The organism is Mesorhizobium sp. B2-4-13, assembly GCF_006658535.1.
GTDB classification, from domain to species: Bacteria; Pseudomonadota; Alphaproteobacteria; order Rhizobiales; family Rhizobiaceae; genus Mesorhizobium; species Mesorhizobium australicum.
In genome coordinates, this window is the sequence record NZ_VFVB01000004.1 from 464,512 (window position 1) to 479,742 (window position 15,231).

11 protein-coding genes are annotated in these 15,231 nt (G+C 64.5%); 6 read left to right on the forward strand and 5 right to left on the reverse strand.

What is annotated here, in order from left to right; genetic code table 11:
- Positions 1–81 precede the first annotated feature (81 nt).
- The gene (locus FJ936_RS14155; protein WP_141906688.1) at positions 82–6,435 is read right to left on the reverse strand and encodes a kinesin; all 6,354 of its coding nucleotides are present in this window, start codon (positions 6,433–6,435) and stop codon (positions 82–84) included.
- A gap of 275 nt (positions 6,436–6,710) precedes the next feature.
- Between FJ936_RS14155 and FJ936_RS14160 the strand changes: the two genes are divergently transcribed.
- The 3 genes from FJ936_RS14160 to FJ936_RS14170 all read left to right on the forward strand — a co-directional run bounded on the left by FJ936_RS14160 (position 6,711) and on the right by FJ936_RS14170 (position 8,663).
- Entirely contained in the window at positions 6,711–7,079 is a 369-nt protein-coding gene (locus tag FJ936_RS14160) for an Hpt domain-containing protein (protein WP_015317671.1), read from the forward strand.
- Between the two features lie 143 nt (positions 7,080–7,222).
- A complete protein-coding gene (locus FJ936_RS14165; protein ID WP_015317672.1) occupies positions 7,223–7,543 on the forward strand; it encodes a 2Fe-2S iron-sulfur cluster-binding protein in 321 nt (106 codons plus the stop codon).
- An 88-nt stretch (positions 7,544–7,631) separates the two neighbouring features.
- Positions 7,632–8,663 carry an NAD(P)/FAD-dependent oxidoreductase gene (locus tag FJ936_RS14170; RefSeq protein ID WP_141906689.1) on the forward strand — a complete coding sequence of 344 codons (1,032 nt, stop codon included), beginning with the start codon at positions 7,632–7,634 and terminating at the stop codon, positions 8,661–8,663.
- Here the strand turns inward: FJ936_RS14170 and FJ936_RS14175 are convergent, their stop codons facing one another.
- Together FJ936_RS14175 and FJ936_RS14180 are read right to left on the reverse strand one after the other, a co-directional pair.
- Positions 8,664–10,145 (reverse strand): MDR family MFS transporter, encoded by a 1,482-nt coding sequence (locus FJ936_RS14175; protein ID WP_141906690.1) that lies wholly within the window; start codon positions 10,143–10,145, stop codon positions 8,664–8,666.
- A 230-nt stretch (positions 10,146–10,375) separates the two neighbouring features.
- Positions 10,376–10,996: a DUF922 domain-containing protein gene (locus FJ936_RS14180; RefSeq protein WP_141906691.1), complete on the reverse strand. Its 621-nt coding sequence runs from the start codon at positions 10,994–10,996 to the stop codon at positions 10,376–10,378.
- 114 nt (positions 10,997–11,110) lie between these two features.
- Between FJ936_RS14180 and folP the strand changes: the two genes are divergently transcribed.
- From folP to folK, 3 genes are read left to right on the forward strand one after another with little or no spacing between them, the layout of a single operon-like run.
- The gene (gene folP, locus FJ936_RS14185) at positions 11,111–11,959 is read left to right on the forward strand and encodes a dihydropteroate synthase (RefSeq protein WP_141906692.1); all 849 of its coding nucleotides are present in this window, start codon (positions 11,111–11,113) and stop codon (positions 11,957–11,959) included.
- A gap of 3 nt (positions 11,960–11,962) precedes the next feature.
- Positions 11,963–12,322 (forward strand): dihydroneopterin aldolase, encoded by a 360-nt coding sequence (gene folB / locus FJ936_RS14190; RefSeq protein WP_141906693.1) that lies wholly within the window; start codon positions 11,963–11,965, stop codon positions 12,320–12,322.
- On the forward strand, positions 12,306–12,818 hold the full coding sequence (gene folK, locus FJ936_RS14195; RefSeq protein WP_015317678.1) for a 2-amino-4-hydroxy-6-hydroxymethyldihydropteridine diphosphokinase: 513 nt from the start codon (positions 12,306–12,308) through the stop codon (positions 12,816–12,818). The genes folB and folK overlap by 17 nt, the downstream gene beginning before the upstream one ends.
- 8 nt (positions 12,819–12,826) lie before the next feature.
- Here the strand turns inward: folK and FJ936_RS14200 are convergent, their stop codons facing one another.
- Positions 12,827–13,372 carry a DUF924 family protein gene (locus FJ936_RS14200; protein ID WP_141906694.1) on the reverse strand — a complete coding sequence of 182 codons (546 nt, stop codon included), beginning with the start codon at positions 13,370–13,372 and terminating at the stop codon, positions 12,827–12,829.
- 11 nt (positions 13,373–13,383) lie between these two features.
- Positions 13,384–15,219: a monovalent cation:proton antiporter-2 (CPA2) family protein gene (locus tag FJ936_RS14205; RefSeq protein ID WP_141906695.1), complete on the reverse strand. Its 1,836-nt coding sequence runs from the start codon at positions 15,217–15,219 to the stop codon at positions 13,384–13,386.
- Positions 15,220–15,231 lie beyond the last annotated feature (12 nt).

Consider the following 15,231-nt stretch of genomic DNA (forward strand, 5'->3'; position numbering starts at 1 on the left):
GCGTGGCAGCTTCGCAATGTGATGGTTGAAAAAGGCGGGAAACCTCCCGCCTTTCACTTCGTCTTTGATCTTACCGACCGCCTAATGCAGGCGGCCGCTGGCATGGGCCAGCATGGTGTAGACCTTGCCGGTGTCCGACGTGAGATAGGTCTGCGCCATGATGTTGTCGCGGTCGTTGCGAGAGACATCCTTGAGCAGCTTCTCGAAATCGTCGCAATAGCGGTCGACGGCGGTGCGGAATTCGGCCTCCGCCTGGTACTTGCGGCGGATTTCATCGAACGTCTGCTGGCCCTTGAGCGTGTAGAGCCTGCGCGTGAACACGTCACGCTCGCCGCGCCGGTAGCGGTTCCACAGCTCGATCGAGGCATCGTGGTCGATGGCCCGCGCGATATCGACGGATAGCGAGTTCAGCGATTCCACGACATGCGCCGGCGAACGCTGGGCAGGGGCCGCGCGCGGGGCTTCCGCTGGCGCCTGGGGAGCCGCTGGCCTGAGCTCGGCATCGTTCGACGCGGCGGTCAAGAGATCGCGCACCCAGCCGCCTTGCGGCGCGCGGGCAGTGGCGTCGGTGGCACGCTGGCGCGGTGCTGCCTCAGCCGGGCGCTCCAGATCGAGCGTGCCGCGCAGTCCCGCGCCGCCCAGTGGCGCCTGTGGCGGGCGCAGATCCGCCTGCGGTGCCGGGGCGCGACGGGGCGGCTCGGCGGCGCGTGCCGCCGGTGCCTGCGGCGCAGGGCGCAAGGGCCGCGGTTCTGAAGTGTCGCCGCCACGACCGGACTTCGCCACGATGTCCGAAAGCTCCTTCAAGGCGTTGATCTGCTCGGAAACCGCGCGGCGGATGGCCGATGTCGACTCCTTTGCCTCTTCCGGCATCTCGATGACGCCCTTCTTGAGCTCGGCGCGGGTGAGGTCGAGTTCACTCTTGATCGAGCCCGCGGTGCGCCGCATCTCCTCGGTCGCATCGGCGAAACGCTTGGTTGCCGAATCGACGACGTCGGTGATGGCGTTGCGGATCTTGTCGGCGGACTCCATCGTCTTGCCCTCGGCGTTCTGCAGGGTCTGGCCGACGAGATTTTCGAACGAGCGCATGACCCGTTCGAGATCTTCCGACTTCTTGACCAGGCCGACGGCGAGGTCCTCAAGTGAGGACTGCCTTTCCAGCGTGTGTTCGAGGTTGCTCTGGGCCGAGCTCAACAGGTCCGAGGCGCTGGCCAGCAAGCGGCTGTGTTCATCGAACTTGGTGGCGATCGAGGCGACTTCGCGCAAGGTCGACGACGACAGTTCCGTCAGCCTCGTCGTGTTGGAATCGACCAGACGCGCCGAGCTGGCAAAGGTCTGCGCCGCCTTTTCGGTGGTCGCCGCGAAGCTTTGCGTGCTGCCGGTCAGACGTTCGTCGACCTCGCCGAGGTTGACCGCGGCCTGCTCGATCAGCTGACCGAGCTGCGAGCTGGACTTGGTCATGCGGCCGATCAGATCGGCGACGCTGTCGGATAGCGACGAGCGGGCGCCTTCGACCGCCGACAAGGTTTCGGCGGTGCGGCTGGCCAGTGCGTTGACCAGGGCTGCATTCTCGCTGCGCAGCTTCTCGGTCGCGCGTTCCGTGACCTCTTCCATGCTCTTCTGCAGTTCCGAGCCGCCCTGGGCGAAGCGCTCGACCAAAGGCCGCGCGGTTTCGTCGAGGATCTTCGACATCTCGGCCGACCGCGCCGCGAGCATGGTGTTGAGCTCGCGGGTGTTGGCGCCGATCGTCTTGGCCGCGTCATTGGTGCTCTGGCCGATATGTTGTCCGACCGCGGTAAAGGTTTCCGCGATCACATTGGCACGCGATACGAGTTGTGCCTCGGCACTCGACACCTGCTCGTTGAGCTTCTGGCCCATCGTCTCGGTGGTGTAGGCGAGCCGGTTTTCGACCCCAGCGATCTGTTCTTCGACACGGGCGGCCGCTGCCGCCGCGCTCGATGCAAGACGCTCGTCGGCGCCAGCAAGTGCCTGCTCGATTTCGCGGGCGTGCACGGCCAGCTCCTGACCGGTCTGGCGGGCGCGATCGGCGACCCGCTGCTCGGTGCTTGCAAAGGCGCCGACAATGGTCTGCGCATGCTCGCCGATCGTCGAGGTGCTGTCGGCGATGCGCGAAACCAGGCGCTGGTCGGCGTCGTCGAAGATGCGGGCGATTTCGGATGCCCGGCTGGACAGCGCGTCCGAACCCTCGGCGATGCGCGAGACCAAGTGCTGGTCGGCGGCATCGAAGATACGACCGAGGTCCGACGCGCGGGCGGCGAGCGCCTCGGCGGATTCGCCGATGCGCATGCCGAGCCGCTGGTCGGCGCTTTCGAAGTTCCGCAGGATGTCGCCGGCGCGGGCGGCCAGCGACTGCGCCGTTTCCACGGCACGGGCGACCAGCTTCTGGTCGGCCGCGTCGAACGTGCCGGCAATCTCGCTTGCGCGGGCGGCCAGCTGATCGGCGGTTTCCTGGGCGCGGGCGGCAAGCTTCTGGTCGGCCATGTCGAAGGTGCCGGCGATCTCGCCGGCGCGGGCAGCGAGTTGATCGGCGGTTTCGTGGGCACGGGCCAGCAGCGAGCTGGAGGTGTCATCGGCGCGGGCGAGCAGGGCGTTCGACGTATCCTCCGCACGGGCGTGGAGGCGACGATCGGCCTCCTCGAAGGTGCGGGCGATGTCTTCGGCCCGGGCCAGCAGGGCGGCGGACGTCTGCTCGGCGCGCTCGGCGATCTTGCGATCGGCGTCGCTGAAAGCCGCACCGGCCTGTTCGTGCAGCGTGCTGGTGACTTCCAACACCTTTTCGCGCAATGCGCCGGCGACGAAGACAGCGCTCTTCTCGAGCACGTTGCGGACGTTGTCGACACCAGTCGAGAGCGCGCGCTCCATGGTGCCGGCGCGTTCCTCGATGATGCCGGTCTGGCGGCTGAACGCCTGCTCGATCTTGTCGACATCGGCGGCGATCGCGGCGGAAATGTCCGTGCTCCTGGCCGCGATCTGGTCGATGTGGCCGGACAGCGAACGATCGACCTCCTTGCGGCTCTCGGCGAGCTTGCCGAGATCATCTTCCAGCGCGCGGCTGAGCATGTTGCGGCCTTCGGACAACTTGCCGACATGTCCGGCGATGATATCGTCGATGTCGCCGCGGCTTTCGGAAAGCTTCTGCAGGTCGGCTTCGAGGGCGCGCTTGAGAATGTCGCGGCCTTCGGCGAGCTTCTCGACCTGGCCGGCGACCAGACCGTCGATGCTGGAGCGGCTTTCGGCCAGCTTGGCAAGGTCTGCCTCCAGCGCACGCTTGAGGACATCGCGGCCCTCGGCAAGTTTCTCGACCTGGCCGGCGACCAGACCGTCGATGCTGGAGCGGCTTTCGGCCAGCTTGGCAAGATCGTCCTCGAGAGCCTTCGACAAGGTCGAACGCTCCTGCACAAGCCGTTCCGCATGATTGTTGACGTGGGTGCCGACAGTCTCAAGGTCGGCCTCAAGCGCCTTCGACAAGGTCGAACGCTCCTGCACAAGCCGTTCCGCGTGACTGCTGACGTGGCTGCCGACAGCCTCGAGATCGGCCTCAAGCGCCTTTGACAGTGTCGATCGCTCTTGGGCAAGTCGGTCCGAGTGGCTGTTGACAAGGCTGTTGACAGTTTCGAGATCGGCCTCCAGCGCGCGGGCGAACTGGGCGCGGTCGTCGACCAGCTTCTGGGACTGGTCGGCAACGGTGTTTCTGACCGTGCTGAGGTCGGCTTCCAATGCGCGGCGCAGGATATCGCGGCCCTCGGCGAGCTTCTCGACCTGACCGGCGACCAGACCGTCGATGCCGGAGCGGCTTTCGGCCAGCTTGGCGAGATCGTCCTCCAGCGCCTTCGACAAGGTCGAGCGATCCTGAACCAGCCTGTTCATGTGGTCGGCGATGACGCTGTTCACATTCTGCAGATCGGCTTCCAGAACACGTGAGAGCTGCCCGCGATCCTCGGCCAGCCTGTCCGACTGGCTTGATATGACGTTCTTGATCGTATTGAGGTCGGATTCCAGCGCACGCTTGAGGATGTCGCGGCCCTCGGCGAGCTTCTCGACCTGGCCGGCGACCAGACCGTCGATGCTGGAGCGGCTTTCGGCCAGCTTGGCGAGGTCGGCTTCGAGCGTCTGCGACAGCAGGCCGCGGTCTTCCGCCAGGCGTCCCGAATGGCTGTCGATCAGCCCGCGTATCCCCGACAGGTCGCTTTCGAGCGAACGGCCAAGCTGCGTGCGGTCCTCGGCCAGTTTCGCCGAATGCGCCTCGATGAGGTTCTTGATACCAGCAATGTCGTTTTCCAGCGCCTTGGCGAGCACCGCGCGGCCCTCGGCGATTTTCTCGACCTGGCCGGCGACAAGGCCGTCAATGTCGGCGCGGCTCTCGGACAATTTGCCGAGATCGGCCTCCAAGGCGCGCGACAAAATGTTGCGGCCTTCGGCCAGTTTTCCAACATGCCCGGCCACCATTTCATCAATGATGGTACGAGCTTGCACCAATTTTCCGGAGTCTTCGTTGAGAGCCAGTGAGAGCCGGTTGCGGCCTTCTTCCAGCCTTTCGAGGTGGCTGCCGAGCGACGCATCGATGGCGGCACGCGATTCGTTTACCTTGCGCAGGTCTTCTTCGAGCGCACGCGCTATCAGGCTGCGGCCTTCGGCCAGCCTCTGCACCTGGTTGGTCACCGCCGCATCGATGCCGGCGCGGCCTTCATCGAATTTCTCCAGGTCCGCCTGCATGGCTGCCGCCATGCGCTCGCGGCTCTCGGAGAGCTTGCGGCTGTGGTTTTCGACGGCTTCTTCGATACCGACGCGCGCGTCGGCGAGCCGCTGGATGTCGGCGTCGAAGGAGCGCGACACGACGTGGCGGGCTGCCTCCATGCGGCCGGCGAAATCGCTGGCGCGCGCTTCGAGCATGGAAGAGGTCGAGGTGACGATGTCGGCCATGTCGGCGCCGATCTGGGTCTTGCCCTGATCGATCATGGCCGACAGCGTGTCCTTGCTCTCGGCGAAGGTGTGGGCGATTTCGCGCGCGCGCTCGACTAGCGTTTCGTTGATCTGGCGGGCGCGGGCTTCCAGCGCGGCATTGAGCTTCTGGGTGCCGGTGTCCAGCGCTTCGGCGCGGGTCTGAAATTCGCTGATCAGCGCCTGGCCGCGTTCGGCCAAGGTGCGTTCGATGCCGTTGAGGCTGGCCTCGAACTCGGAATTGAGGGTGCGCGCGGCGCCGCCGAGCAGCGACACCATGCCGGTGGTGCGATCGTCGAGCAGGTCCGTCAACGAACGGGTCAAGCCGTCCGTGGTGTCCGTCAGCTTGGCGATACGGGTGTCGAGCAGGCTGGCGAAAGCCTCGCCGGAGGTTGAAAGCCTGTCGGTAATGTTGTCGAGCCGGCCCTCCACCGAATCGAAGATCGACATCGAGCTTTCGTTGATGCGGTCGATCAGCGTGTCGCCGGAATTGGTGATCGTCATCGACAGTTTGGTCGACGCGTTGAGGATGCTGTCACGGATGATGTCGCTTGCCGCGCCGATTTCATCGCGCAGCGTCTCGTGCGCGCCGGAGATCGAGGCGCGGACGCGTTCGGCATGGGTGACCACTGCTTCGCGTTCGCTGCCCAATCCGTCGACCAGCGACCTGATGCGGGTTTCGTTTTCCGAATAGGAGCGCTCGATCTGGTTGACCTCGCTGTGGACCAGCGTCTCCAATTCGACGGCACGGGCAAGGGTGCGTTCGATGCCTTCGCCCATGGCAGCCACCTCGCGGCGGACGGCCTGGCCGATCATCATGACGCGATCCTGGGCCATGTTTTCCGGCTCGGTCAGGCGGAAGGCCACTTCCGTCATCGATTGCGCGGCGATGCGCATGTCCTGAGCGCGGCGAATCATCGTCGCGAAGGCCCAGAACAGGATGACAGGCACGATAGCCGCGACGGCAAGGCCGATCAGTTCGGGGCGGGCGAAGAACTGGTCCAGCGTGCGGATCCGCCAGATGCCCGGTCCAAAAAGCAGGTTCGCCAGTCCGCCGGCGCCCGCGATCCAGGCAAGCGAGACAAAGGCGATGACCCAGTAAATGGTGTTGGAGGCGCGCCTGTTCAGGCTGTGCAGAAGGGTCTTGTAATCTTTCTGACGATCGTCGTTGGCTGGCGCGAAGCCGGCGGGCTGGCCACCATTGCGCGTCTCGACCGGGCGAAGTTCGGCCGGCTTGGCGTTTGGCGCGGGCTTCGCGGCCTGGGGCTGATTGACGACGGGCGCCGGCTGCTGATTGCGTCCCTCGCGTGCCAGTTCGTCGGCGGCCTGTGATATCTGCGCTTCCAGATCTTCCATCGAGGCCGCGATATCGAGGTCGCCGCTATCGGTATCGCCGCTCAGGTCGAGATCGAGCGCTTTTTCGAGTTCCCTGGCTACGTCGCTGTCGAGAGTTCTGGTCGTTGTTGGTTTCTTCGCCATGCCTTCGCTACCCTGTACTAGCTGCCGCGGGGGCTTATAATTGTGCTTGTCTTACCCCCGCGCAGGAGGCTGAAAATGGACCCTCGTATCGTAATGACACAGGGGGGTAAAGAAAACATGCATTCCGCGGGATACGTAAAACTTTAAATATAAGGTTAACGGAAGCGTGATTTGGGCGCCGCTTTCGCAACATTTTTCCGGGCCATCCATTAACCCGTTGTCCACTGGATTCGCCTAGGTTTTTCAGGCGATCGAAGAAAATGGAGTTCGAGTTCATGCGTGGCGAAAGCGGCATTGCCTTCTCAATGCCGGGGGGCGACGTATCGGGAACGAGGCAGTCCCGACCGGTCGATTTGGCACACCTTGCCCGGCAAACGATGGGCGACCGCGCCCTCGAGCAAGAGGTGCTGGCGCTGTTTGTACAGCAGGCACTGTCGGTACGCGACAAAATAGTCGATGCCGACATCAAGGACCGGCTCCTGCTGGCTCATGGTTTGAAAGGGTCGGCCCGTGGCGTGGGTGCCTTCGCCATCGCCGATTGCGTCACCGATATCGAGCATCGCCCGGAGGACGCCCAGACGCTCAAGCGGCTCGGCAGGCTGATCGACGAAGTGCGCGACTTCATCGCCGCCATCAATCGCTGATCCAGGTTTGCGACAAAAACGTCACGGAGCGCCGCTTTCGCACGGCAGTTGACTTGTTTGCCGGAGTGATTATCTCGGGCGAAACTCGCTTTCCCCTCGGGCGAACTCCCTTCGTCCGGGGCGAAACTCCCTTTAGGTGACAAATGACCAAACTGACCTTCATCGCCCATGACGGCACACATTTCGACGTGGACGCCGAAAACGGCTCGACGGTCATGGAGAACGCCATCCGCAACGCTGTCCCGGGCATCGAGGCGGAGTGCGGCGGCGCCTGCGCCTGCGCGACCTGCCATGTCTATGTCGATGAGGCATGGACGGCCGAAGTCGGCGAGCCCGAGGCGATGGAGGAAGACATGCTGGACTTCGCCTACGACGTCCAGCCGAACTCGCGCCTGTCCTGCCAGATCAAGGTACGCGACGCGCTCGACGGCCTGATCGTCCGGGTGCCCGAGCGTCAGGGCTGAAGCCAGCACGGGCGATTTTTGCCGCTGACGCTTGGCAGCGGGCCGCTGGTCATGCAGTCTCGCCCGGACTTTCGCAGCGAGGCGCATCATGACCGGCATCATCAGCACAGACGTCCTCATTGTCGGGGCAGGGCCGGTCGGCCTGTTCGCCGTGTTCGAGCTCGGCCTGCTGGACCTGAAATGCCACCTGATCGACATCCTCGACAAGCCCGGCGGCCAATGCGCGGAACTTTATCCGGAAAAGCCGATCTACGACATTCCCGGCTGGCCCTCGATCTCGGCGCAAGGGCTCGTCGACAAGCTGCTCGAGCAGGTCGCGCCGTTCCAGCCTGAATTCACCTATAACCGCATGGTCTCCAGCCTTGAGAAGCTGGAAGACGGCGGCTTTCGCGTCACCACGGACGAGAACGAGCTATTCGAGGCCAAGGTGGTGGTCATCGCCGCCGGCGGCGGCTCATTCCAGCCGAAGCGCCCGCCCATCCCAGGCATCGAACCCTATGAGGGCAAGAGCGTCTTCTATTCGGTGCGCCGGATGGAGGATTTCCGCGGCCATGACCTTGTCATCGTTGGCGGCGGCGACTCGGCGCTCGACTGGACGCTGAACCTGCAGCCGATGGCAAAGAGCGTGACACTGGTTCACCGGCGGGCCGAGTTTCGCGCGGCGCCCGACAGCGTCAACAAGATGTACGCCATGCAGGAGATGAAGCAGCTGGAATTCAGGGTCGGTCAGGTGACCGGGCTCACCGGAGCCGATGGCCAGTTGTCATCGGCCACCATCAAGGGCGGCCCGGATGGCGACATCGAGGTGCCTTGCACCCGCATGCTGCCGTTCTTCGGACTGACCATGAAGCTCGGCCCGATCGCGGAATGGGGGCTCAATCTCCACGAGAACCTGATCCCGGTCGATACCGAGAAGTTCCAGACCTCGGTGCCCGGCATCTTCGCGGTGGGCGACATCAACTGGTACCCGGGCAAGCTGAAGCTGATCCTGTCGGGCTTTCACGAGGTGGCGCTGATGGCGCAGGCCGCCAAGCGCATCGTCAGCCCCGGCGAGCGCATCGTGTTCCAGTACACGACCTCGTCCACCAGCCTGCAAAAGAAGCTCGGCGTTTCCGGCTAGTTATTCCGCCAGGATCGGCGCCGGATCGTCGACGTGGCCCCGAAGTTCTTTCTCGGGCATCAGCGTCAGCGTGACGAGGCCCAATCCCAGAGTGCCGGCCGCGACGAGAAAGATCATCACGAAGGGTTGGGCCGATACGACATGTCCAGCCACCTGAACGCCTTCGCCGGCCAGCGGCAACCCAAAGCCAAGGGCGACCGCGCCGAGCATCGCCACCCCCAATGCACTGCCCAGCGAACGCAGAAAGGTAAGCACCCCCGTCGCTACGCCAAGATGTATGCGGTCGACGGCGTTCTGCACGGACACAGTGGTTACCGGAAATGTCGTGCCGGTTCCCAGCCCGATACAGATGGTCAGGGCTTCGACGACAAGCAGCGATGCATGGCCGGCGAGAAAAGCCAGCAGGCCCGTGCACAGGATGGCGAAGACGACGCCGACCATGGCGATGCGCTTGTAATGGGTGAAGCGTGGTATCAGGCGGCCGCTGGACGCGGCGCCGCCCACGGTTCCAAGCAGAAGACCAAGCATTGCAATGCCCGACTCGCTGGCCGTGAGGCCGAGTATCGACTGCAGATAGACCGGCAGATACACGGCAAGGCCGACGCTGGAGGCCTGGAGCAGGAACATCGACAGGGTGCCGGCCAGGACGATCGGGTTGCCCAGCACCTCGAGCGAGATGAGCGGTTCGGCCGCCCGCATCAGCCGCAAGGCAAAGGCGCCCCAGAACAGCGCGGAGCACGCCAGGACGCCGATGACTTCCGGCGATAACCAGGGATAGGCACTGCCGCCCCAGTTCAGTGCCAGCAGCAACAGCGCCGTTGCCACGATCAGCAGCAATGCGCCGAGGCCATCGATGCTGTGGTTCTTGGCCGCGATGGGCAGCTTCTTGAGCGGCTTGTTGATGATCGCCATGGCAAGAAAGCCCAGCGGGATATTGATCCAGAAAATGAGAGACCAGTGCAGATGCTCAGCGAAGGTGCCGCCCAGCAGCGGCCCGGCGACGCTGGCAACGGCCCAGGTACCGGAAAACCACGCCGCATAGCGCGCCCGCTCGCGCGGCGGGACGAGGTCTCCGACCACGGTCTGCGTCAGCGCGAAAAGACCGCCCCCACCGGCCCCCTGGATCGCGCGACCCAGGATGAGGACGAACATGTTGGGGGCCAGTGCGCTGACCAGCGATCCAGCAAGGAAGATGAGGATTGCCGCGTAGACGGTTGGCCGACGCCCATAGACGTCGGAAATCTTGCCGTAGAGCGGTGCCACGGCGGTTGCGGTCAAGAGGTAGCCGGTGACGATCCATGGCAGGTATTCGGCACGGCCGAGCAAGCGCCCGATGGTCGGCATGGCGGGCGCGACGATGGTCTGGTCGAGGGCTGCCAGCAGCATCGACAGGAGAACGCCGCCAATAATGGCGTTCTTTTCGCTTTCGCTCAGCGGCGCGCTCACGGCCGCCACGGCCTGCTTGTCGACAGCCTGGTCCATAAATCTTCTCGTCCATGCGCTTTGCGCTGCCGCATCACCATTGGGCTTGTCTGGTGCATCCGCGGCGTGATCGATCGTGATGCCCGTGCTTCTGGATTGTGCCCTTGGCAACCCTGGATATGTCGTTCCGTATAGGCCGATTTCGACCGTTGCTCGAAAAAAATTCCAAGCTGGCACTACGCTTCCGCCCGGCTGGCTTGCATCCAGGCGAACGGAGGCGGCGAGGAGATTCAGGCCGGCGGCCGCAACTGGCCGCTCTCGATGCGCTCCATCCGGTAACGCAGCAGCCGCAGGATGCGGCTTTCGAAATTGGCGCCTTCGACACGGTCGAACCGCACCTGGTCCCTGTCGTGTTTGGCAAGCTCGGCCGCCGTGATCGCGGCGGCCTTGGCCTTTGCGGCGTCGCAATCCTTCTGCGGATAAGCTGCCTTCAGGGCGTCTTCCAGCGCGCGGCCGTGGTTCTGGGCGATCTCGACATGGCGGTCTTCATGGCGCTTGATGTCGGCGGACAAGGTATCCCAGAACAGCCGCACATCGGCGTCGGCTTTGCGCGGGCGGCGCCATTCCGGAAGGATCACCTTGACCTTGACGGTGACGGCCGCGTCGGCGATCCGGCAGGAGCCCGGCTGGCTAGCGTAGCTGATGCGTGTCGTAAAAGCCATCTGGGTGGCGCCAGGGTGGCGCGACCCCGTGCTTTTGACCTGGGGCCCGTGTTTGGCAAGTTGCTGCTCGATATCCTCCAGCGTTCTGCCGCCAATGGCGAAATAGCTGTATGTCTTCACCAGATTGGCCGCATTCGCCGGAACGGCGGCGGTAAGCAGCAGTGCGCAGAGCAGGGATCGTATCATCATGTTGCCTCTTCAATCACCTTGCTTTACGGCCTTCGCCGGCGCAACGGAATTGATCCAATGCGGATCACACATCGTTGATGACATCTTGGTTGATGAGCCCATGGTTGAAGCGCAATGACGGCGGGCCGATGGCAACTGGCGCATGGGCGCCATCTCGAGCTTGGCGGCAAGGCCGTGGTCGTCGGCATCCTCAATGTCACACCCGACAGCTTCTCCGATGGCGGCTTGTTTGATGCTCCTGAACCCGCGCTCGCCCAGGCGCGCCGCATGATCGGGGAAGGAGCCGCCGTCATCGATGTCGGCGGAGAATCGACCCGCCCGGGCGCCGCCGCGATATCGGCCTGTGAGGAGCAGGCCCGTATCCTGCCCGTGATCGAGGCGTTGGCGCAGGTCGGCGACGTGCTGATTTCCGTCGACACCTATCGTGCCGACACCGCGCGGCTCGCCGTCAAGGCCGGTGCGCATATCGTCAACGACGTCTGGGGTCTGCAGCGCGAGCCCGACATTGCGCGGGTGGCGGCCGAAACCGGCGCCGGGCTCGTCATCATGCATACCGGACGGGATCGCGGCAAGCTGCCCGATGTGATCGCCGACCAGCTGGCGTTCCTGGGAAAATCGCTTGAAATCGGGCGCGGGCAAGGTGTCGCCGACGACCATGTCGTGCTCGACCCCGGCTTCGGCTTCGCCAAGGAGACGGCGGAGGAAAACCTCGATCTGATGGCACGGTTTGCCGAGCTTGGCGCGCTCGGCTTCCCGCTGATGGCCGGTACGTCGCGAAAGCGTTTCATCGGCACCGTCACCGGCCGCGACGCCGCCGACCGGGCGGCCGGCACGGCGGCGACCAGCGTCATTCTCCGGCTCAAGGGCGCGCATCTGTTTCGCGTCCATGATGTCGCAATCAACGTGGACGCGCTGGCGGTGGCGGATGCTATGCTGGCGCGGGAAACCGGATCGGAACGCTGAGCCATGTATGTCATCCGCATGAAGAATTGCGCCTTCTTTGCCCGGCATGGCGTGCTGGACGAGGAAGAAGCGCTGGGGCAGCGCTTCTATGTCGATGCCTCGCTCACCGTCGAGCCGGGACGCGCGCTCGTCGATGACGCCATCGGGGAAACGGTGAATTACGGCGTCGCCTTCACCGTCATCGAGGAGATCATCACCGGACACCGGCGCTTCCTGATCGAGGCGCTGGCCCTGGAAGTCGCGAAGGCTGTCACCGGGCGCTTTCCCCAGATCCGGAAAGCCGAGGTCACCGTTCGCAAGCCCAATGCGCCGGTGCCTGGCGTGCTCGATTACGTCGAGGTGACCGTTGTCTGGCCCGAATAACACCGTCTATCTGAGCCTCGGCGGCAATCTGGGCGATCCGGCGGCGTCGATGGGAGCCGCGTTGCGCCTGCTCGACGCCGATCCCGATACCGACATGGCCGCCGTCTCCTCGCTCTACCGGACGCCGCCCTGGGGCAAGCTCGACCAGCCGGATTTCCTCAATGCGGCCGCCGAATTGTCGACGCGGCTGTCGCCGCGGGCATTGCTCGACCTCTGCCTCGATGCCGAGCGAAAGCTCAAACGCGTGCGTGAGGAGAGGTGGGGGCCGCGCCTCATCGACATCGACATCCTGGTGTTCGGCGACCGCATCATCCATGAAACGGGCCTGGAAGTGCCGCACCCGCGCATGCTGGAGCGCGCCTTCGTGCTGGCGCCGCTGGCCGAAATCGCGCCGGATCTTGCCGTCGGCGGCAAACGCGTGGCCGATCGCCTGAGCGCGGTCGATGCGGCCGGCATCGAGCGGCTGCCGTCGGGCCGCGACTGGTGGCGGCGCTAAATCGCGGATCAGCCGGAGAAACCACCGTCATCCAGGAATGCTTTTTCCTCGGCCGTGGTCTCGCGGCCAAGCATCCGGTTGCGGTGCGGAAAGCGGCCGAAGCGCTGGATGATGTCGCGGTGCTCCAGCGCGTATTTCAGATTGAACTCGGCCCTGGCGGTATGAAGTTCGACCGACCGCTCCTGGTCCGCAAGATTTTCCGAATGTTCGAACGGCAAATAGAGGAACACACGCACTTCCGGTTCCAATGCCAGATCGTGGCCGGCATCGACCGCCTTTTGCGCAAAATGCTTTGCCAGTGGGTCGGTCGCAAACATGTGGCCGGTGCCGCGAAAGCAATTGCGCGGGAACTGGTCGAGCAGGATCATCAGCGCCAGCGAGCCCTCGGCATGGCTTGACCAGACATCGCATTCACGCCGCGCTGCGGCGTAGTGGAGATCGAGGAAGCGGTCGCGGAAATCGGCATCGAAAGCGTCGTTCTTCTCGAACCAGGCATCCTCGCCGGCCTCGCGCCAGAACTTGGTGATCGACAGGGCTCTGCTGTCCAATTCCATGCCTAACTCCCTCAATCCGCCGATTCGGATTTATGCAGGACGCCGGCCGTTTCCTCGTTGAGCGCCTGGCCAGGACGGCGGGGCGTCGAGAGTGGGGTCGGGATCGGCGTACCGATATTGCCTTTCAGGAAACGCTGTCCCGAGCGGATGCCTTCGGCGAGCTGGGTCTCGAACCGGGCCGTGTCGCGGCGCCTGACGTCCTCGATCGTTTCGGCGACGTCCTCGGGATCGACGCCCAGCGCCTCGAGGGTCGAGCCACCAAAGACGAGCGCCGATTCGAAGGTTTCGCGCAGCTGATAATCGACGCCGGCGCGGATGAGCTGCAGCGCCGTGCCGCGGTCGAACGCACGGGCCAGCACCGTAAGCAAGGGGAACTCAGCCTTGACGAGTTCGGCGATGCGGATGGCGGCGTCGGGCTTGTCGACGCAAATGAGCACGGCCCGCGCCCGGCCGGCCCCGGCCGCGTGCAGGATGTCCAGCCGCGTGCCGTCGCCATAATAGACCTTGAAGCCGAAATCGGCGGCCGCCTGGATCATCTCGACATCGTTGTCGATGATCGAGACGTCGATGCCGCGCAAGAGCAGGGGTTGGCTGGCGATCTGGCCGAAGCGGCCAAAGCCGATGATCAGCACGCTGCCGGACAGGCCGTCGGCGACTTCGACGCCGTCCAGCGACTGCTCGTCCCGTGGCGTGAAATAGCGCAAGGCGATGATCGCCAGCGGCGTCAGCACCATGGAGATGATGACTATCGCGGTCAGCGTTGCGTTTGCCTGGCCGTCGATGATGCCGACGGCGGCGGCCGCGGAATAGAGCACAAAGGCGAATTCACCGCCTTGCGCCATGAAGACCGCGCGCTCCAGTGCCTCGCGGTGGCCTGATTTCAGGATGCGGGCGACAATGTAGATGCCGAAAGCCTTCATCACCATGTAGGCGACGACGTAGACGGCGATCAGCTTCCAGTTCGCGGCCACCACATGCAGATCGAGCGACATGCCGACCGCCAGGAAGAACAGGCCGAGCAGGATGCCGCGGAACGGCTCGATGTCGGCTTCGAGCTGATGGCGGAACGTCGATTCCGAGAGCAGCACGCCGGCCAGGAACGCGCCCATCGCCATCGACAGGCCGCTGAGCTGCATGGCAAGCGCCGATCCGAGCACCACCAGCAGAGCCGCGGCCGTCATCACTTCGCGCGCACGAGCATCCGCGAGGATGCGGAAGAAGGGGTTGAGGAGGTAGCGTCCCGCCACCACCAGGCCGATGATCGCGGCGATGCCGATGCCGACCTCGGTCAGCCGCTCCGACAGGCTGGTACCGGCGCCGCCCGGCGCTAGGAAGGCGATCAAGGCGAGCAGCGGCACGATGGCCAGGTCCTCCAGCAGCAGGATGGAGACGATGCGCTGGCCCTTGGGCCCGGCGATTTCGCCGCGTTCTTCCAGAAGCTGCATGACGATGGCCGTCGAGGTCAGCACGAAACCGGCGCCAGCGACGAAGGATTGCGCGATCGGAAACCCTCCGGCCATGCCGACACCAGTCAAGAGCACCGCGCAGACGCCGACTTGAAGCGCGCCAAGCCCAAAGATCTCGCGGCGCAGGCTCCAGAGCCGCGACGGCTGCATTTCCAGGCCGATGATGAACAGGAACATGACCACGCCGAGTTCGGCGACATGGAGGATGGCTCCCGATTCGGAAAAGACGCCGAGGCCGAACGGACCGATCACCACGCCGGCGGCCAGGTAACCGAGAATCGAACCGAGACCCATGCGCTTGAAGATCGGGACGGCCACCACGCCCGCCGCGAGCAATGCCACCACCTGAATGAGATCGCTGCCCGCTGCCTCTGCCGCCATGATCCGTCCCTT